The organism is Janthinobacterium sp. YR213 (assembly GCF_900099875.1).
Classification (GTDB): domain Bacteria; phylum Pseudomonadota; class Gammaproteobacteria; order Burkholderiales; family Burkholderiaceae_D; genus Janthinobacterium; species Janthinobacterium lividum.
In genome coordinates this window covers 609,146-628,709 of the sequence record NZ_FNDA01000001.1, presented here as the reverse complement: position 1 = coordinate 628,709, position 19,564 = coordinate 609,146, and the positions used below count along the sequence as shown (strand labels likewise).

The window sequence follows — 19,564 nt, the reverse complement described above, 5'->3', positions numbered from 1 at the left end:
CTGGCCACGCGCTAGCGCAGCGCGCCCGGCCTTACTTCAGCTTGCTCAATTCCGCCACGTCGATCTTGACGGCCTTGCCCTCAGTAGCGGCCACCAGGGTCAGGAAGTGGGGTGTCGCATAGTGCGCCGTCAGGGCCGCCTTGTCGGTCCATTCTTCCAGCATGATGAAGCGCGTGGGAATCTTGTTGTCGAGGTGCAGTTCGTAGCGCAGGCAGCCGCTTTCCGCGCGGCTGGGCGGCACGACGGCTTCCAGGGCGGCGCGCACGGCGTCGATATGGTCGGCTTGGGCATCGATGGTGGCGACGACGATCAGGGTCATGGTGTTCCTTGTGGTTGAGGTTCCAGCAGCTTAGCGCATCTGGCGCTTCCTTGCCGGCCGGCCACCATGGGGCTGCGCCGCAACGGCTTGCGGCGCAGCTGGCACTCCTTAGGCCGCTTGCAGTGCGCCGATCTGCTCGAAGGCGCCCGTCAACGCCTGCGCCCGGGCTGCGTCGCTGACCTTGACGCCTTCGGCGCGCACGATCTCGATCTGCGTGACGCCGAGGAAGCCGAGGAAGGCGCGCAGATGGCTTTCCTGGTGTTCCAGGGCCGCCATCGGCGTGTCGGCGCCGTAATAGCCGCCGCGCGTCGAGGCGATGATCACGCGCTTGCTGCCCAACAAACCTTCGGGGCCGCTGGCGCCATACTGGAACGTCTTGCCTGGCACGGCCAGCGCATCGAGCCACGACTTGAGCTGGCTGGGGATGGCAAAGTTGTACATGGGCGCGCCGATGACGATGACGTCGGCGGCCAGCACCTGCTCCAGCGCGCCGGCCAGCACTGCGCCGTCGGCGGCGCTGGGGGCTGCCGTAAATTGCGGCAACGGTTGCGCGGCCAGGTCGCGGTACTGGGCGGTGGCGCCAGGCGCGGCCGCTTGCAGGCGGGCGACGATGGCGGCGGACAATTGGCGGCTGATGGAATGCTCGCCGAGGATGCTCGAATCGATGTGCAGGATGTTCATGTGGGCCTTCTTGGGTGGTATGATCGGGTGGTATGTTTTTGTAACCGAGTTAAATATAGTGACTATCAAATGAACGCACAAGAAGGCACTTTTTCCACACTGGGGCACACGGATGTGACTATTGGCGACGCCGCCGCGCAAGGGGCGGAGCTGGAACGGCGCATGCGCGACGAAGGCGGCCATGCGGGCGTGGCCGCTTCCTGCCGCCCGATCACGGACATCCTCACGCGCGTGGGCGACAAATGGAGCGTGATGGTGGTGATATTGCTCGGCAATGGCACCAAGCGCTTCAACGAGATGCGCCGCCTGATCGGCGGCATCTCCCAGCGCATGCTGACGCTGACCCTGCGCGGGCTCGAGCGCGACGGCCTGGTGACGCGCACCGTGTTCCCTACCGTGCCGCCGCGCGTCGACTACGCGTTGACGGACCTGGGCCGCTCGCTGCTGATCCCCATCAGCGCGCTGGGCGCCTGGGCCCATGGCCACCGCGACGCCATCGATGCGGCGCGGCTGGCGTTTGATGCCAGGGCAGCGAAGCAGTTGCCAGCCGACGATTAAGCCAGCTCGATGAGTTACCTGGCTGCCATCGCTTCTGTTGCGGCCTGCGGTGCCTGCCAGCCGCCGCCCAGCGCCCGGTAAGTGGCGACAGCAGCGCGCGCCGATGCCGTTTGCGCCTGCGCGCGCGCGTCCGCTGCGCGCAGCAGCCTCGTGTCGGCTTGCAACACATCGAGCCGGCTGACCACGCCTTTTTCGTAGGCAGCCAGCGCGGCGGCGCGGGCGCGCTCAAACGCTTGCACGCTTTGCGCCAGCAGTGCGGCCTGTTCTTCGTGGCGCAGCAGGGCCGAGCAGGCGTTTTCCACGTCTTCGGCGGCATGCAGCGCAGCGAGCCGGTAGGCCGCCAGCAGCTCGGCTTCCCGGCCACGGGAAGCCTCGATCTGCGCATCGATGCGGCCGAAATCGAACAGGCGCCAGCGCAGGCCCAGCATGGCTGCGGCCTGGCCGGAGCCGCTGCCGAACAGGGCGCCGCCGGACGTGGCGCTGCCAAACAGGGCACCCAGGCTCAGTTTCGGGTAATACTCGGCGACGGCCACGCCGATGCGCGCACTGGCCGCGGCCAGTCGCCGTTCGGCGGCGATCAGGTCGGGCCGGCGCCGCAGCAGTTCGCCCGGCGCACCATCGGCCGTGATGCGCGGCGCGCGCGCCATTACCCCTGCCGCGGCCATTTCATCGCCATAGGTGCCGGGTGCGGCGCCCAGCATCACATCGAGCGCATGCAGCGCCACCTCGCGCGCCGTGTCCAGGCCGGGCACGACGGCGCGCGCTTGCGCCAGCGACGCTTCGGCCTGCCGCAGCGCCGGCTCGTTCAGCAATCCCTTGTCATATAGCAGCGTGGCGAGCTCCAGCAGCGCCGCCTCCGTGTCGACCTGCCGATGCGCCAGGTCGAGCCGCGCCTGCAATCCCTGGATGGACAGGTACAGGTCGGCCGTTTGCGCCGCCACGGCCAGCCGCGTGGCAACCCATCCCGCCTCGCTGGCTTCGTAATCGGCGCGCGCCGCTTCGCGTTCGCGGCGCAGGCCGCCGAACAGGTCGAGCTCCCACGACGCCTGCAGGTTCAATTCGCGCGCGCTGCCGGCGCGATCATGGCCTGGCGACGCGTCCAGGACCTGGCCCAGCGGCGTCTGCACCGATTGGTAGGCGCGCGCCGCCTGGCCGCCAAGGCTGGCCGACGGCAGCAGCGCTGCGTCGGCCGCGCCGGTGGCGGCGCGCGCTTGCCTGACCCTGGCCTGCGCTTGCGCCAGGTCGAGGTTTTGTGCCAGCGCCACCGTCACCAGATGGGTCAGGCGCGGATCGCCGAAGGCCGTCCACCACTGCCGCAATTCGGCAGCGTCGGCAGTGTTGGCAGTGTTGGCACCCGAGCGCGCGCCGAGCGCCGCCCGGTGTGGATATTGCGCCGCATGCGGTAGCTCGGGCCGGCGGTAATCGGCACCGGCGGTGCAGCCAGCGGCCAGGCTGGCGGCGAACAGCAGAGAGGGGAGGCGCAGGCGCGGCAATGACATGGGGTCTTCCAGTTCAAAAGAGAATAATGTGTGACTATAATACAAATTGGTCACTTATTGTGCATTCCGGCGCGGCGCGTTAAGCTGTCGCCATGAATTCCACTACACCCGATACACCAAGCCCTGCGCGCGGCCCCGCCGGCCACGACGTGCGCGACCAGATCGTTGCCGCCGCCACTGACTACTTCAGCCGCTACGGCTATGAAAAGACGACTGTCTCCGACCTGGCCAGGGCGATCGGCTTTTCCAAGGCCTATATCTATAAGTTTTTCGAATCCAAGCAGGCCATCGGCGAGCATATCTGCGCCAGCTGCCTGCGCCAGATCGAAACCGAGGTAAGAAGCGCGGTCGCGGCGGCCGAGCGGCCGCCAGAGCAGCTGCGGCGCATGTTCAGGGCCAGCGTCGAGGCCAGCTTGCGGCTGTTTTTCCAGGACCGCAAGCTGTACGATATCGCCGCCTCGGCCGCCACCGAGCGCTGGCCAGCCGTGCAGGCCTACGAGCTGGCGATGGGCGCCTTGCTGCAGGATATCTTGCAGCAAGGGCGCCAGACAGGCGACTTCGAACGCAAGACGCCGCTCGACGAGACGGCCAGCGCGATCTATCTGGTGATGCGCCCCTACGTCAATCCCTTGCTGTTGCAACACAGCGTCGACAGCAGCGAAACGGCGGTGGTGCAACTGTCCAGCCTTGTGTTGCGCAGCCTGTCGCCATAACCTTCCAGTCAGATTGTGACCATTGACTTATTTGGTCACTAGTACCAGAATGAGAACCCTGATCACTCGTTCATGGGATTCTTATGCGCTGGCGCCGCCTCGCTTCATCTGTAGTCATCTCCACCTTGCCCCTGGCTTTAAGCGCCTGTGCCGACAAGGCGCAGGCCGATCCGCGCACCGCCACGCCGCTGGTGCGCGCCGTCGCGGTGCAGGGCGCCGAACCGGGCGCGCGCAGCTTTACGGGCGTGGTCGCGCCGCGCGTGCAGAGCGATCTCGGTTTTCGCGTTTCCGGCAAGGTAAGCGAACGGCTGGTCGACGCCGGCCAGTCCGTGCGCCGCGGCCAGCCGTTGATGCGCCTCGACGCCGACGACTTGCAGCTGCTGGCGCAGGCGCGGCAGGAGTCCGTCACGGCCGACCGCGCCCGCGCGCGCCAGGCGGCGGACGAAGAAGCGCGCTACCGCGACTTGCGCGGTACCGGCGCCATTTCGGCATCAAACTACGACCAGGTGAGGGCGGCGGCTGACGCGGCCGGCGCCCAGCTCAAGGCGTCCGAAGCCCAGGCCGGGGTGGCGCGCAATGCGCTGCATTACGCGGTGCTGCTGGCCGACGCAGACGGCGTCGTGATGGATACCCTGGCCGAACCGGGCCAGGTGGTGGCGGCCGGGCAGGTGGTGGTGCGCCTGGCCCATGACGGCCGGCGCGAAGCGGCGATCCAGCTGCCGGAAACCGTGCGCCCCGCGCTCGGCTCCACCGGCCAGGCTACCTTGTTCGGCCGGCCGGGCGCCAGCGTGCCGGCCACCTTGCGCCAGTTGTCGCAGACGGCGGACCGGCAAACGCGGACCTTCGAGGCGCGCTATGTGCTCGATGCGGCGCTGTCAAGCGCGCCGCTGGGCGCCACCGTCACCTTGCGCCTGCCCGGTGCGCAAACGGCCGGCGGCACCGTGCAAGTGCCGCTGGCGGCCCTGTACGATGGGGGCAAGGGGCAGGGCGTGTGGGTCATCGCCGGTGTGCCGGCCCAAGTCACCTGGCGGCCCGTGAAGGTGCAGGGGCTGCACGATGACGGCGCCGACGTCAGTGGCCTGAAGGCGGGCGAGCGCATCGTCGCGCTGGGCGCCCATCTGCTGCATCAGGGCGAACGGGTCAGGGTCGAGCAGGCGCCAATGGCCGCTGGCGCCGGAGCGCGTCCATGAGCGCGCCCGGCTTCAACCTGTCGTCGCTGGCCGTGCGCGAGCGTTCCGTCACCCTGTTCCTGATTTGCCTCATTTCGCTGGCCGGCCTGCTGTCGTTCTTCAAGCTGGGGCGCGCGGAAGACCCGGCCTTCACGGTCAAGGTGATGACCATCGTCACCGCCTGGCCAGGCGCCAGCGCGCGCGAAATGCAGGACCAGGTGGCCGACAAGATCGAAAAGCGCCTGCAGGAGCTGCGCTGGTATGACCGGGCCGAGACCTACACCACGCCAGGCCTGGCCTTCACGACACTGACCCTGCTCGACGGCACGCCGCCCGAGCAGGTGCAGGCCGAGTTTTACCAGGCGCGCAAGAAGGCCGGCGACGAGGCTTCCAATTTGCCGGCCGGCGTGATCGGTCCCATGATCAATGACGAATACGCCGACGTCACCTTTGCGCTGTATGCACTGAAAGCCAAAGGCGAGCCGCAGCGCCTGCTGGTGCGCGAGGCGGAAACCTTGCGCCAGCGTCTGCTGCATGTGCCTGGCGTCAAAAAGGTCAATATCATCGGCGAACAGGCCGAACGCATCTACGTGGAGTTTTCTCAGGAGCGCCTGGCCACCCTGGGCGTGCGGGCGCAGGACGTGTTCGCCGCGCTGAACGGCCAGAATGCCTTGAGCCCGGCCGGCTCGGTGGAAACGCGCGGGCCGCAGGTATTCATCCGCCTAGAGGGCGCGCTCGATGCGCTGCAAAAGATCCGCGATACGCCCGTGGTGGCGCAGGGGCGCACCTTGACCCTGTCCGATATCGCCACCGTGCGCCGTGGCCAGGAAGATCCGGCCAGCTTCATGGTGCGCAATGGCGGCGAGCCGGCGCTGCTGCTGGGCGTGGTCATGCGCGACGGCTGGAACGGGCTGGACCTGGGCAAGGCGCTTGAAGGGGAAGTGACGGCCATCGGCGCCGCCATGCCGCTGGGCATGAGCCTGGCCAAGGTCACCGACCAGGCCGTCAATATCGGCGCGGCGGTCGACGAATTCATGCTCAAGTTCCTCGCCGCGCTGCTGGTGGTGATGCTGGTGTGCTTTATCAGCATGGGCTGGCGGGTCGGCATCGTGGTGGCCGCCGCCGTGCCGCTGACCCTGGCGGTGGTATTTATCGTGATGGCGGCGACCGGCAAGAACTTTGACCGCATCACCCTCGGTTCCCTGATCCTGGGCCTCGGCCTGCTGGTGGACGACGCCATCATCGCCATCGAAATGATGGTCGTGAAAATGGAAGAGGGCTACAGCCGCATCGCCGCCTCCGCCTACGCCTGGAGCCACACGGCCGCGCCCATGCTGGCGGGCACCCTGGTCACGGCCGTGGGCTTCATGCCCAACGGCTTTGCCCGCTCCAGCGCCGGTGAATACACCAGCAATATGTTCTGGATCGTCGGCATCGCCCTGATCGCCTCGTGGGTGGTGGCGGTGGTGTTCACTCCCTACCTGGGCGTGAAGCTGCTGCCCGAGCTCAAACAGGTCGCCGGCGGCCACGAAGGCCTGTATGACACGCCGCGCTACCACCGCTTTCGCCGGCTGCTGGGGCGCGTGATCGCCCGGAAATGGCTGGTGTTCGGCACAGTGATCGGGCTGTTCGTGCTGGCCGTGCTGGGCATGGCCATCGTCAAGAAGCAGTTTTTTCCGATCTCGGACCGTCCTGAAGTACTGATCGAAGTACAACTGCCGTACGGCAGCGCGATCGGACAGACCAGCGGCGCGGCGGCCAGGGTCGAAGCGTGGCTGGCGGGCCAGCCCGAGGCGAAGATCGTCACGGCCTATGTCGGCCAGGGCGCGCCGCGCTTCTACCTGGCGATGGGCCCGGAATTGCCTGACCCGTCGTTTGCCAAGATCGTTGTGCGCACCGACAGCCAGCAGGCGCGCGACGCCCTGAAGCAGCGCCTGCGCGTGGCCGTGGCCGCCGGGCTGGCGCCCGAGGCCAGGGTACGCGTCACGCAACTGGTGTTCGGCCCGTATTCGCCGTTCCCCGTCGCCTATCGGGTCAGCGGCCCCGATCCCGCGGTGTTGCGCGGCATTGCCGGCGAGGTGCAGCGCGTGATGCAGGCCAGTCCCATGATGCGTACCGTCAATACCGACTGGGGCACGCGCACGCCGACCCTGTATTTCAGCCTGCAGCAGGAGCGCTTGCAGGCGATGGGCCTGACGTCCGGCGCCGTGGCACAGCAACTGCAGTTCTTGCTCAGCGGCATGCCGGTCACCGCCGTGCGAGAAGATATCCGCACGGTGCAGGTGGTGGCGCGCGCGGCCGGCGACGTGCGGCTGGATCCGGCGCGCATCGCCGACCTGACCCTGGCCGGCGCGAATGGCGAACGCATCGCGCTGTCGCAGGTGGGGACAGTGGAGGTGCGCTCGGAAGAACCCGTGATGCGCCGGCGCGACCGCCAGCCGACCATCACCGTGCGCGGCGACATCGCCGACGGCCTGCAGCCGCCGGACGTTTCGGGCGCCATTTCGACCCGTCTGCAAGCCGTCATCGACAAGCTGCCAGCCGGCTACCGCATCGAGCAGGCTGGCTCCATCGAGGAATCGGCCAAGGCAATGCAAGCCATGCTGCCGCTGTTTCCCATCATGCTGGCGCTGACCCTGCTGATGATCATCCTGCAGGTGCGTTCGATCTCGGCGATGGTCATGGTGCTCCTCACCAGTCCCCTGGGCCTGATCGGCGTGGTGCCCACCTTGCTGCTGTTCCAGCAGCCGTTCGGCATCAATGCGCTGGTTGGCCTGATCGCGCTGTCGGGCATTTTGATGCGCAATACCCTGATCCTGATTGGCCAGATCCACCAGAACGAAGTGGCCGGCCTGGCGCCGTTCGATGCCGTGGTTGAAGCGACCGTGCAGCGCGCGCGTCCCGTGATCCTCACGGCACTGGCGGCCATCCTGGCGTTTATCCCGCTGACCCATTCGGTTTTCTGGGGCACCTTGGCCTACACCCTGATCGGCGGTACGTTTGCCGGAACGGTATTGACCCTGGTGTTCCTGCCCGCCATGTATGCGATCTGGTTCCGGATACGGCCGCAGGTAAAGGTGGTGGCGCAGCCCTAAGGGTGTAGAGCTTGAAACAGCGGGCCGGAGACGCGGGCCTGAGAAAATTCCGATGGCGGCGTTGCAGCTTCCTTGCCGTACGTGCGTACTGTCTGCGTCGCTGCGCCTTGCCCTCGACATTTTTCAGGCCCGCTTGGCCCGGGGAGCCTGTCTCCCTGACTTGGGCCGTTTCGTGGTTTGCAGGTTTGCTTGTTTCTTGTTTCTTGTTGCTTGCCACTTGTCTCTTTCTCTAGGCTCCGGCGGCATCCTGCCGGTAGCGTGCCGGCGGCAATTCGAACTGGTTCTTGAAGAAGCGGGTGAACGCGCTTTGCGAGGAAAAGCCCAGGCGCTCGCCGATTTCCACCACGCTCAGGCTCGTTTCGCGCAGCAGCCGGCGCGATTCGCGGCTCTTGGCGCGCAGTTCCAGCGCGCGGAACGACGTCTGCTCCTGCTGCAACTGGCGCTGCAAGGTCCAGCGGTTCATCGCCAGGCCGTCGCACAGGGCCGGCAGCAGCGAGGCGCCGTCGGCATCTCCTGCACCTTGCCGGCCCAGCAAATCGATGATGGCTTGCTCCACGCGGGCCGAAAACAGCTGCGCGCCTTGCAGCTGCTGCAATTGCCCCTGCGCGTGCCGCAGCGCGTGCGGCGCCAGCATGGCGTTGAACTGGGCGAAAGGCCGGTCCAGCGCCGGCGCGTCAAACGTCAGCGTGTTGCGTGCCTGGCCGAAGGTGGCCGTGGCGCCGAAGCACTCGGAAATAGCTGGCGCGAACCACGGCGCCTTGCCCTGGAAGCCGGCATGGAAGGCGGTGGGCGCGCCATCGTCGTAGGCGCGCGCCACCAGCGACAGCATGCGGAAATTGGCCAGCGCCTGCATGGCGCCGCCTGCCGGGCAGAACTCGGACAGGTATTCGATCTCGATGCGCGTGCCATTCTCGCTCATCAGCATGAAGTCGAACTCGCCGATCAGGCCCCGCAAGTGCAGCAGCTCGTGCAGCGCGCTGCGCAGGGTGGGGCGGTTGAAGCAGACGTGGGCGATGCCGGAGTAATGCGCGAACCAGTGCGTCACGTCGAGGTCGAGAAGGGCCCGGTGCTGCGGCAGTTGCTGGGCGTAGGCCGTCATGCGGCGGTGCCGCTCGGCGTTGATGCGCCCGCCAGGTTCCGTAAGCTGCGCCGGCGTGATGCCCGTTTGCTGAAAAAAGTCGGCGGGATCGTGTCCATCGGCCTGCATGGCGCGCGCGCATTGCTGCGCGATCCGGTTCGAAACCGTGCGCGTATCGGGTTTGTGCAAGGGTGTCTCCTGCTTGTTGTAGTAATTTTTCACAAATATTAGCACTTTGTAGGAGATTGTTGGTTGTCGTGCCGTCTAACCAAAAATTGTTCTCGCGGGTATAAAACGCGTGCTGCGCGGTCAAGAAACTCACGCATTCTCACGCTATATTGTTTTCGGCCGGCCTTGCTGCCGCGCCTTGATACCTACAAAAACAGTCTTGGAGATAATGATGAATTGCACTTTGAAACCGATGGCCCGCATGGTCGCCGGCTGCGTCGCCACGCTTGCCCTGGCCGCCTGCGGCAACGACACCGTCAGCGAGGAATACAAGCAGCCCGTGTTCGGCGCCACCACCTATGCCCAGCTCAAGGTCGACGGCTATGCCTTCAAGGACATGAACCGCAACGGCAAGATCGACCCGTACGAAGACTGGCGCCTGTCGGCCGAGGCGCGCGCCGACGACCTGCTGTCGCGCATGAGCCTTGATGAAAAAGCTGGCCTGATGATGCACGGCACGGCGCCCACCGTAGCCGACCCCACCGGCATCGGCCAGGGCGGCGCGTACGACTTGACGGCCCTGCAGGACCTGATCGTCAAGCAGTACGTCAACACCTTCATCACGCGCATGGCGGGCGACGCGGCCAACATGGCGACCCAGTACAACAAGGTGCAGGCCCTGAGCGAAACGTCGCGCCACGGCATTCCCGTCTCCATCAGCACGGATCCGCGCCACCATTTCCAGTACACGGTGGGCGCCAGCGCCGGCACCAAGGGATTCTCGCAGTGGCCGGAAACCCTGGGACTGGCCGCCATCGGCGACGATGCGCTGGTGCGCCGCTTCGGCGATATCGCGCGCCAGGAATACCTGGCCGTCGGCATCACGCAGGCGCTGTCGCCGCAGGCCGACCTGGCTACCGAGCCGCGCTGGTCGCGCATCAACGGCACCTTTGGCGAAGACGCGGACCTGGCCAAGCGCATGGTGCAGCACTATATCGAAGGCTTCCAGGATGGGAACACGGGCTTGCACGATGGCAGCGTGGTGGCCGTCGTCAAGCACTGGGTCGGCTACGGCGCCACGAAAGAGGGCTTCGACGGCCACAATTACTATGGCCGCTACATGACCTACCCGGGCAACAACTTCGCCTACCACGTGAAACCGTTCGAGGGCGCCTTCACGGCCAAGGCGGCCTCCGTCATGCCGACCTACGCTCTGCCTGATGGGAACATCACCATCGACGGCATTGCCCTGGAACAGGTGGCGGCCGGTTTCAGCAAGACCATGCTGACGGATCTGCTGCGCGGCAAATACGGTTTTGACGGCGTGATCCTGTCCGACTGGGGCATCACGTCCGACTGCGATGCCAATTGCCGCAACGGCACGGCGCCTGGCGTGGCGCCGTCCTTCATCGGCTTCGGCACGCCGTGGGGCATGGAGGACGCCACCAAGGCCGAGCGCTATGTCAAGGCCGTGACGGCGGGGATGGACCAGTTTGGCGGCGTGACGGAAGCGCCGTACCTGACGCAAGCCGTGCAGCGGGGCCAGTTGACGGAAGCGCGCATCAACGCCTCGGCGCGCCGCATCCTGGTGCAGAAATTCAAACAGGGCCTGTTCGAGCATCCGTTCGTCGATGCGGCTGCGGCGGCCACCACCGTGGGCAAGGCGGACTTCATCGAGGCGGGCCTGGATGCCCAGCGCCGCTCGCTGGTCCTGCTGGAAAACAAGGACAAGGTCTTGCCGCTGGCGGCCAGCGTCAAGAAGGTCTACCTGTACGGCATCGATGCGGCCGTGGCGAAGCAGTATGGCTACACGGTGGTCGCCACGCCCCAGGAAGCGGACGTGGCCCTGCTGCGCGTGGCCGCGCCATTCGAGATACTGCACCCGAACTACATCTTCGGCAGCATGCAGCACGAGGGGCGCCTGAACTACGCCGATGGCGACGCCGACTACGAGGCGATCAAGAACGCGGCGAAGTACGCGCCGAAGACGGTGGTCACCGTGTATCTGGACCGCCCGGCCATCCTCGGCAACGTGCAGGACAAGGCCAGCGCCATCCTCGCCAACTTTGGCGTGAGCGACGGCGCGCTGTTCGACGTCCTGACGGGCAAGGCCAAGCCGCAAGGCAAGCTGCCGTTCGAACTGCCATCGTCGATGGCCGAAGTGCAGGTGCAGAAATCGGATATGCCGTATGACACGGCCCATCCGCTGTACAAGTTCGGTTACGGCCTGGCGTACTGATCACGCTCCTGCTGTCAGCGCAGCGTGATCCAGCTGCGCTCCTGCACGGAGCGCAGCGCCGCGTCGATCAGCCGGTCCACCTCGTAGCCGTCACGGAAGGTGGGCCAGACCGGCTGGCCGCTGGCGATCGCCTGCAGAAAATCGCGCGCTTCGATGACGATTTGCTCGTTGTAACCGGTGCCGTGCCCGGCGCCCTGGCTGAATGCCAGGTAGTCGGGGTGGGCCGGTCCCATCAGCAGGCGCTGGAAACCCTGGCGCTGCGCGGGGCGGCTGGCGTCGTACAGCCATAGTTCATTCTGGTTTTCCTGGTCGAAGGCGATCGCGCCTTTCGTCCCCGTGATGCGGTAGGTGTAACCCATCTTGCGCCCGGCCGCCACGCGGCTGAAGGTCATGGCGCCCAGCGCGCCGCTGGCAAAGCGCAGCATCACATTCCCCTGGTCGTCATTTTCCACCGCCTCCATGCCATCGGGCCCTTGCCGTTGCGCGTGCACGGTGTTCATGTCCGCCACCAGCGAGTCGACGGGGCCGCCCAGGCGCAGGGCCAGGTTGAGCAGGTGCGAGCCCACGTCGGCCAGCGCGCCGGCCCTGGTCGCCGTGGCTTCGCGCGTGCGCCACGAGGCGGGGGCGCGCGGATCATGCAGGTAGTCTTCCACGTGTTCGGCGGCGACGTGGATGATCTCGCCGATTTCGCCCGACTCGATGATCTGCCGCGCCAGCTGGCTGGCCGGTGTGCGGATGTAGTTATAGCCGACCATGTTGGCCACGCCCGCTGCTTCCGCCGCCTGCGCCAGTAACAGGGATTCGGCGGCCGTCATGCCCAGCGGCTTTTCGCAAAATACGGGTTTGCCCAGGGCCAGGGCCGCCAGCACGATCTCCTTGTGCGTGGCCGGCGGCGTGGCGACGACGATGGCGCCGATGGCGGGATCGGCCACCAGCGCGCGCCAGTCGCCCGTGGAACGCTGCCAGCCCAGTTCCTGCGCGCTGCGGGCGGCGCCTGCTTCGCTGCTGGTGCTGATGCAGGCGCACACGGGGTTCAGTGACATGTGAAAAATGCTGCGCACGGCTTTGTAGGCGATGGTATGGGCCTTGCCCATGTAGCCGGCGCCGATCAGGCCGATGTTGAGGTCTTGCATATGAGCTTGCTCCGGAAGTGACGGGGGATGGGATCAGGCTTGCTGGCGCCAGGCATGGCTGTCCAGGGCATCGAGGAAGCGGGCGGCGGGCCAGTGTTGTGCCAGCGCTTCGTGCATGAGCTGCTGCTGCGTGGGCGGCGCCATGCCGCCGATGGGCTGGTCGCGGTCCAGGTTGCTGGGGAAGGCATAGCCCTCGGCGCAGGCGGCGATCGCGTGGCCTATGCCAAGGTCATTCAAGTCGCCCTGCGCGCGCAGCGCCTGCAGCGCCGGATATAGCGCTGCGCTCATGGCGCGGCGGTCCAGCGCTTCCATGGCGCGTCCGAATGGCGACGATACCTGCAGCAGGTTGGCCATGCGCCGGATATCGGACGAGCGGTTGTGGCCTGCCGCATGGAACAGGGCGGGGTTGAAGAAGACGGCGTCGCCTTGCGACAGCGGCAGCTGCACGCAATGCTGTGCGAAGTAATCGCGGAAAGGCTGCTGCTGCCAGGCGAGAAAGCCGGCCGGGTAGCGCTGCGAATAGGGCAGGTACAGGGTGGGGCCCGATTCGAGCGGCATGTCGCAGTGGGCGACGGCGCCCTGCAAGGTCAAGAGGGCCGACATCTGGTGCACGGGCGCGGGATAGGCGGCGCAGCTGGCCGCGCTCTGGAAGCCCAGGTGGTAGTCGCGGTGCGGCGCCTGGGCCGCTCCGCCGGGATTGACGACGTTCACTTGCGCCGTCATCTGGTAGGCGGGCCCCAGCCAGGCCTCGGATATCCAGGCGAAAACGGGATTGGCGTAGTAGCGCGCGAACGCCTCGGGCGCGCGCAGACACAGTTTTTGCTGGGCGTTCCAGATGCGGTCATTCGCGCCCGGTTTGGCGAAGTGGTCGCCGCCTGCCTGGCCGCTGGCATGCTGTTCGGCGATCAGCGCGCGGAACACGCCGCTGACCTGTTCCAGAGTCGCCGTGTCGTCGACGGCGCGTTGGAGCACGATGACGCCGGGACCATCCATCAGCGCCTTGCCCCATTCTGCCTGCAGCGCGCGCAGCGACGCCGCATTGGCGGCCAGCGCACGCACGGCGTCGCAGTCGTAGACGAGGATATTCGCATCGACCGACGCGGCGTGCGGATAGTCGGCCAGCGCCGTGCGTTGGCTGACGGTACGGATGAAATCATCGAGCCGGCAGTCTTGCTGCGACAGCCAGAAGGGGCTGGGCGGCGCTGCGCCGGCGTTTGTGGTGGGCATGCGGTGTCTCCTGATGTTGTATGTTGTAGTATCAGTATAGGGATGAAAATCCGCATTTTTCATCAAGAAATCCATCAAAAAACCATCAATTAGATCGGACATGGCATGACGCATCCGTTTCCCGTCAAGGTTGTGGCACTGCAGGCCGGCGTCAGCGTGGCCACGGTCGACCGCGTGATCAAGCAGCGCGGCGGCGTGCACGCCAATACCGTGCGCCGCGTGATGCAGGCGCTCGATGAGCTGGCGCGGCAAAGCACGCAGGTGGGGCTGGCCGGCAGAAAATTCATGCTCGACGTGCTGATGGTGGCGCCGCAGCGCTTTACGCACGCCGTGCGCGTGGCGCTGGAAACGGAACTGCCGTCCTTGCATCCGGCCGTGCTGCGCTCCCGCTTTCACCTGCATGAAACGCTGGACGCGGATAGCATCGTCGACCTGCTGGAACGCATCCGCAAGAACGGCAGCCACGGCGTGCTGCTGAAAGCGCCGGACTTGCCGCCGGTGGCCGAGGCGGTGAGCCGGCTGGCGGCGGCCGGCATTCCCGTGGTAACCCTGGTGACGGACTTGCCAGCTTCCGCGCGCCGCAGCTATGTGGGCATGGATAACCGCGCGGCGGGCGAAACGGCCGCCTGCCTGATCGGCCAGTGGCTGGGCGCGGGCAGGCGGCAGCAGCAAGTGCTGGTGACCCTGAGCAGCAACCGCTTTCATGGCGAGGAAGAGCGCGAGATCGGCTTTCGCCGCGCGCTGCGCGAACGGCACCGCCATTTGAGCATCGTCGAAGTGAGCGAAGGCCATGGCATCGATGGCGCCACGGGCGCGCTGGTGCGGCAAGCCCTGGCAGATCATCCGGATATCGCCGCCGTGTATTCCATCGGCGGCGGCAATGCCGCCATCGTGCAGGCATTCGCGCAGGCGGACCGGCCTTGCCAGGTCTTCATCGGTCATGACCTGGATGCGGACAACGTGGCGCTGCTCAAGTCGGGTGCCATCCAGGCCGTGCTGCACCATGACCTGGGCCAGGACATGCGCCGCGCCTGCCAGGAAATCCTGCGGGCGCAAGGCGCGCTGCCGGCATTGGCGCAGGCGCCGCCATTGTCCGCGATCCAGATCGTCACGCCGTGGAACCTGCCCGCGCTGAACGGCCTGAATTGACAGGCATGCGAGGCTGGCCGATACTCGCCGCTTCGCTCATCGCTCACCTCAGGAAGGAATCCCCCGATGTCCGTCACTCCGCAATTGTCCAAGACCGTGCTGGTAGCCGCACTTTCCGTCTCGTTTGCCATGCCCGCCATGGCCGCCGCCCCTGCAACTGCCAGCGCTTCATCGGCCTGGGTGGAAGCGAGCAACCGCAACGCGGCCATCGTGCTGGCGGCCCAGGCGCAGTTCTCGCCCGAAGACGCCTCCGACACGGGTCTGGCCCAGTACGACGGCCTGGCCGCCGACCTGGGGCCGAACATCACCGAGCGCCATGTGGCGGCCATGCAGAAGGCGCGCGCGCAATTGCAGCAAAAGCTGGAACTGGAACGCGACGAGCGCATCCGCCAGGATCTGGAAATCTTGATCGGCGCTGTGGACCAGGAAATCACGGACACCCAGCTGGAGGCCAAGTACACATTGCCGTGGGTCGATGTGCCGCAAATGGTCTTTGGCAGCATGCAAAGCCTGCTGCAGGAACAGCGCCCGGCCGCGCGCCGCGCCAAGGCGCTCGAACGCCTGCAGCGCTATGTGGGCCAGTTCCCGGGCAGCACGCCGATCACGCAGCAAGCCAAGGCGCGCTTCACGGAGCAAATCGGCCAGCCTGGCCTGGCGGGACCCGTGCGGCTGCAGGTGGAGCAGTCGCTGGAAAACGTGCCGACGTATATCGCCGGCATACGCAAGCTGTTCGCCGACATGAAAATCACTGGCGCAGAGCCTGCGCTGGCGGCCATGGAACTGCAGTTGAACGAGTATGCGGCGTGGGAAAAGCAAGTGGTGGTGCCCCTGTCGCGCACGGATTTCCGCATGGCGCCCGAGCTGTACGCATTCCGCCTGAAGCAGGTGGGCATCGATATCGAACCGCGTGCGCTGGTCGAACGGGCGCAGGTGGCTTACCTGGAAACGCGCGCCGCCATGCAGGCGCTGGCGCCCGTGGTGGCGGCCAAGCTGGCCTTGAAGGGCGTCGACGGCAGTGATTACCGCCAGGTGCTGCGCGCGCTGAAGGCCGATTCCATCCCCAACGAGCAGCTCGAGGCGCACTACAAGGGCGTCAATACGCAGCTGGAGCAGCGCATCGCCCGGCAGCGCGTGGTCGATATTCCTGCGCGCGCCATGACCATGCGCCTGGCATCCGCCGCCGAATCGGCGGCCCAGCCGGCGCCGCATATGCGTCCGCCTCCGCTGATCGGCAATATGGGCGAGCACGGCCAGTTCGTCCTCCCCGTCAGCAATCCGGCTGCCAGCGGCAAGGGCGAAGCCTATGACGATTTCAATTTCGCCGGCGCCGCCTGGACCCTGAGCGCGCACGAAGGCCGCCCTGGCCACGAGCTGCAGTTCAGCGCCATGGTGGAGCGGGGCGTGTCGCAGGCGCGCAGCCTGTACGCGTTCAACAGCGTCAACGTGGAAGGCTGGGCGCTGTACGCGGAGGCGGAGATGATTCCCTACGAGCCGGCCGAAGGCCAGTTCATCGCGCTGCAGTTCCGCATGCTGCGCGCGGCGCGCGCCATGCTCGACCCGATGCTGAACCTGGGGCAAGTCACGCGCGAAGAGGCGGGCCGTATCCTGACGGAAGAAGTGATGCTGTCGAAACCGATGGCGCGCCAGGAACTGGACCGCTACACCTTCAATGCGCCGGGCCAGGCGGGCAGCTATTTCTATGGCTACACGCGCATCCTGCAGCTGCGCGCGGAAACGGAGCTGGCGCTGGGAGACAGATTCGACCGCCTGGCATTCAATAATTTCCTGCTGGGGCAGGGCTTGCTGCCGCCGGACTTGCTGGCCAAGGCCGTGCGCGAACACTTCATCCCGGAGCAGAGAAAAGCCAGGGGCTGACGCGATGGCAGGGGATGGCACGCCGCATGCCAGCGGCGAACGGCGTGCGCCATCCGGAGCGGCATGGAGGGGGAATTTTGCCGCTATTGTCCCCGGGCGAGTCGTATAATGACGCTCATTGTGCTGGCCACCCAGGAGTTCCACTTGCAGCTACCGATCCGTTATCCGAACATGCCGCAACTGCTGCTGAAGGCCCGCGACAGCCTGCTGCAGCATTTCCGCCCCATCCTCAATCACTTCGGCGTGACGGAGCAGCAGTGGCGCATCATGCGCGCGCTGAATGAAAGCCCGACCCTGGAACCGCGCGAGCTGTGCGAGATCTGCCAGATTTCCAGTCCCAGCATGAGCGGCATCCTGGCGCGGATGGAAGAAATCGGCCTGATCGGGCGCAGCAAGTTCGAAGGCGACCAGCGCCGCCGCAAGGTGCACCTGTCGGAAGCGGGCGCCAGTTTGCTGATGCAGATGGGTAAACTCATCGACCTGCAATATGCCCACCTGGAAGCGGCCTATGGCAAGCAGGTGTTCGAAGACATGCGCCGCACCCTGGAGGCCTTCATTGCCCTCGAAACCCTGCCGGTGGCGCCCGCCATCCTGCGCTGACCTTCCCGGCTCCCCCGTTTTTCTGCCCGCCTGACTATCCACCGGGCGCGTGTTTTCCGACACGCGCCGCCGCTGCTTTCCCCATATCTGTTCCCCGCATTTCCGCGCGTTGCGGGGCATGCGGCCGTGCTCCTGCCGATTTTGCTATAAGACACAAGAAAGTTTTGCTATAAGACTATGCCTTACAGTCAATCACTTACATGTGAGTAAATAAGCGTATAATTTGCCTCACTTGATCCAAATCAAGAAGAACAGCGGACGCCCGTATCGATGGATGGGGCGGCAACGGGCGCCACGCCCGTATTCCGCCAGATAAAACAGGAAAGTCAGGAAAAAAATGAACACTACATGCATGCGCGCTGCGGCGCTGGCCGTCTCCACGCTCATCGGCGCAAACGTTTGCGCCCAAAGCAATGTCACCATTTATGGCGTGGTCGACGCAGCCACCGCATACGCGAGCAACCAGGGCGGCAATTCGAATACCTACATGCGCAGCGGCAGCTTGTCTGCCAGCAAAATCGGTTTCCAGGGCGTGGAAGACCTGGGCGGCGACCTGAAGGCGCTGTTCCTGCTGGAAAACGGCTTTGAAAGCGACACGGGCGCGCAAAGCTCCGCCAGTTCCCTGTTCAATCGCCAGGCTTACGTGGGCTTGCAATCGACCGCCTACGGCACCGTGACGGCCGGACGCCAGTACACGCCGTACTACCTGCTCGTGGGTTCCCTGGCGTCGAGCAATGTCTTGACGGGCGCGACCGGCGCCCACCCGGGCGATATCGACGGCCTCGATACGACCGTGCGCATCAGCAATTCCGTCACCTACAGCATGCCCGCATGGCGCGGCCTGCAGGCCAGCGCGCAATACGGCTTTGGCGAGGCGGCCGACGGCAATGCCGCGGGCAGCAGCTTCAGCGCCGCCGTCAAGTACAGCGCGTCGCCAGCCGAATTCGCGCTCGGCTACCTGAAACTGAAAAATGGACAGAATGGCGCCGGTTGGAGCGACAACGCATCGGGCAGCTTCGGCATCTCCGCCATCAACCAGGGCTACGCCTCGGCGGAAAGCATAGCGTTCATCGCCGCCAGCGCGCGCTACACCATGGGCAAGTGGATGGTGGGCGCCAATGCCAGCAACGTGCAGTACCAGGCGGGCAGCCGCTCGGCCTTCCGCGACACGGCCATCTTCAACACGGCCGGCCTGATCTCCAGCTACCAGCTGACGCCGCAGTGGTTCCTGTCCGCCGGCTACAGCGACACCTTCGCCAGCCACGCCAACGGCGTGTCGGACCGCGCGCGCTACCGCCAGCTGTCGTTCGAACAGAATTACGCGCTGTCCAAGCGCACCGCGATCTACCTGATCGAAGCGCGCCAGCTGGCGCGCGGCCAGACCCTGGGCCAGGACGGCGGCATCGTCAACGCCGTCGCCTCGGTCGGCGATTCGCAAAACGGCACGCCGTCGTCGAACGGCGGCCAGACGGTGGTGATGGTCGGTCTCAAGCATTCTTTCTGAACGGTTGCTGAACTCACGGGAGCTTCAATTGGACGCTACACACAATAAGGAGGGCCGCGGCCCTCTGAATCCCGGCCGCCGCATGGTGCTGGCCGGTTTGCTGTCGGCTTCGGCCGCGGCGCTGATCCCCTGGGCGCTGGCCGAACCGGTCGCCAGTGCGGAGCAGGGCGCATTCCTGGGCGTGTCGGCCATGCTGGTGGGGCGCCAGGTGCTCGATCCCGTGCTGGCCAGGCGCCTGTATGACGCGCTGGTGGCGCAGGACGCGGCCTTCCCCGTGAAGGTGCGCGCGCTGCTGGCCCTGATCAATGCGCAGGGTCTGCAGGCGGCCGGCCTGCAGGAAGCGCTCGACGGACTCGATCCGGCCCAGTCGCCGCTGGCGGCCTTGCCGCGCCAGATCGCCAGCGCCTGGTACCTGGGCATCGTCGGCACGGGCGAGGCGGCCGTCTGCGTCGCCTACGAGCAGGCATTGAACGCGGCCGTCGTGGCCGATGTGCTCAAGCCTCCCACGTATTCCTACGGCGCCTACGGCAGCTGGGCCAGAAAACCAATTTAAGGAG

Annotated in this window: 16 protein-coding genes; 10 read left to right on the top strand and 6 right to left on the bottom strand. The window is 66.2% G+C overall.

The window, feature by feature from the left end:
- Window positions 1–31 precede the first annotated feature (31 nt).
- Window positions 32–319: a putative quinol monooxygenase gene (locus BLT98_RS02855; protein ID WP_092605108.1), complete on the bottom strand. Its 288-nt coding sequence runs from the start codon at window positions 317–319 to the stop codon at window positions 32–34.
- A gap of 108 nt (window positions 320–427) precedes the next feature.
- Complete coding sequence (locus tag BLT98_RS02850) at window positions 428–1,000, bottom strand: FMN-dependent NADH-azoreductase (protein WP_034786426.1); 573 nt, start codon at window positions 998–1,000, stop codon at window positions 428–430.
- Window positions 1,001–1,162: 162 nt separating this feature from the next.
- Here BLT98_RS02850 and BLT98_RS02845 point away from each other — a divergent pair, with 162 nt between their 5' ends.
- Entirely contained in the window at window positions 1,163–1,558 is a 396-nt protein-coding gene (locus BLT98_RS02845; RefSeq protein ID WP_092606813.1) for a winged helix-turn-helix transcriptional regulator, read from the top strand.
- 14 nt (window positions 1,559–1,572) lie between these two features.
- Here BLT98_RS02845 and BLT98_RS02840 read toward each other — a convergent pair whose 3' ends face one another.
- On the bottom strand, window positions 1,573–3,057 hold the full coding sequence (locus BLT98_RS02840) for an efflux transporter outer membrane subunit (protein WP_092605107.1): 1,485 nt from the start codon (window positions 3,055–3,057) through the stop codon (window positions 1,573–1,575).
- A gap of 92 nt (window positions 3,058–3,149) precedes the next feature.
- Between BLT98_RS02840 and BLT98_RS02835 the strand changes: the two genes are divergently transcribed.
- From BLT98_RS02835 to BLT98_RS02825, 3 genes are all read left to right on the top strand, one after another.
- Window positions 3,150–3,770 (top strand): TetR/AcrR family transcriptional regulator, encoded by a 621-nt coding sequence (locus BLT98_RS02835; protein WP_070256955.1) that lies wholly within the window; start codon window positions 3,150–3,152, stop codon window positions 3,768–3,770.
- Window positions 3,771–3,853: 83 nt separating this feature from the next.
- Window positions 3,854–4,960, top strand: a complete 1,107-nt coding sequence (locus tag BLT98_RS02830) for an efflux RND transporter periplasmic adaptor subunit (protein WP_092605106.1) — start codon at window positions 3,854–3,856, stop codon at window positions 4,958–4,960.
- Window positions 4,957–8,034, top strand: a complete 3,078-nt coding sequence (locus BLT98_RS02825) for an efflux RND transporter permease subunit (protein WP_092605105.1) — start codon at window positions 4,957–4,959, stop codon at window positions 8,032–8,034. Before BLT98_RS02830 ends, BLT98_RS02825 begins: the two co-directional genes overlap by 4 nt.
- A gap of 229 nt (window positions 8,035–8,263) precedes the next feature.
- Here the strand turns inward: BLT98_RS02825 and BLT98_RS02820 are convergent, their stop codons facing one another.
- Entirely contained in the window at window positions 8,264–9,301 is a 1,038-nt protein-coding gene (locus BLT98_RS02820) for a helix-turn-helix transcriptional regulator (protein WP_070280619.1), read from the bottom strand.
- A gap of 208 nt (window positions 9,302–9,509) precedes the next feature.
- Here BLT98_RS02820 and BLT98_RS02815 point away from each other — a divergent pair, with 208 nt between their 5' ends.
- Window positions 9,510–11,519 (top strand): glycoside hydrolase family 3 protein, encoded by a 2,010-nt coding sequence (locus tag BLT98_RS02815; RefSeq protein ID WP_092605104.1) that lies wholly within the window; start codon window positions 9,510–9,512, stop codon window positions 11,517–11,519.
- Between the two features lie 14 nt (window positions 11,520–11,533).
- Here the strand turns inward: BLT98_RS02815 and BLT98_RS02810 are convergent, their stop codons facing one another.
- Together BLT98_RS02810 and BLT98_RS02805 are read right to left on the bottom strand one after the other, a co-directional pair.
- Window positions 11,534–12,652 (bottom strand): Gfo/Idh/MocA family protein, encoded by a 1,119-nt coding sequence (locus BLT98_RS02810; RefSeq protein WP_092605103.1) that lies wholly within the window; start codon window positions 12,650–12,652, stop codon window positions 11,534–11,536.
- 33 nt (window positions 12,653–12,685) lie between these two features.
- The gene (locus BLT98_RS02805; protein ID WP_092605102.1) at window positions 12,686–13,879 is read right to left on the bottom strand and encodes a phytanoyl-CoA dioxygenase family protein; all 1,194 of its coding nucleotides are present in this window, start codon (window positions 13,877–13,879) and stop codon (window positions 12,686–12,688) included.
- 105 nt (window positions 13,880–13,984) lie between these two features.
- Between BLT98_RS02805 and BLT98_RS02800 the strand changes: the two genes are divergently transcribed.
- From BLT98_RS02800 to BLT98_RS02780, 5 genes are all read left to right on the top strand, one after another.
- A complete protein-coding gene (locus tag BLT98_RS02800) occupies window positions 13,985–15,028 on the top strand; it encodes a LacI family DNA-binding transcriptional regulator (RefSeq protein ID WP_092605101.1) in 1,044 nt (347 codons plus the stop codon).
- Between the two features lie 66 nt (window positions 15,029–15,094).
- Window positions 15,095–16,903, top strand: a complete 1,809-nt coding sequence (locus tag BLT98_RS02795; RefSeq protein ID WP_092605100.1) for a DUF885 domain-containing protein — start codon at window positions 15,095–15,097, stop codon at window positions 16,901–16,903.
- 108 nt (window positions 16,904–17,011) lie between these two features.
- The gene (hpaR, locus tag BLT98_RS02790; protein WP_240317709.1) at window positions 17,012–17,503 is read left to right on the top strand and encodes a homoprotocatechuate degradation operon regulator HpaR; all 492 of its coding nucleotides are present in this window, start codon (window positions 17,012–17,014) and stop codon (window positions 17,501–17,503) included.
- 337 nt (window positions 17,504–17,840) lie between these two features.
- Window positions 17,841–19,007 carry a porin gene (locus BLT98_RS02785; protein WP_348272726.1) on the top strand — a complete coding sequence of 389 codons (1,167 nt, stop codon included), beginning with the start codon at window positions 17,841–17,843 and terminating at the stop codon, window positions 19,005–19,007.
- 28 nt (window positions 19,008–19,035) lie between these two features.
- Complete coding sequence (locus tag BLT98_RS02780; protein ID WP_244517361.1) at window positions 19,036–19,560, top strand: sugar dehydrogenase complex small subunit; 525 nt, start codon at window positions 19,036–19,038, stop codon at window positions 19,558–19,560.
- The last annotated feature ends 4 nt before the right edge of the window (window positions 19,561–19,564 follow it).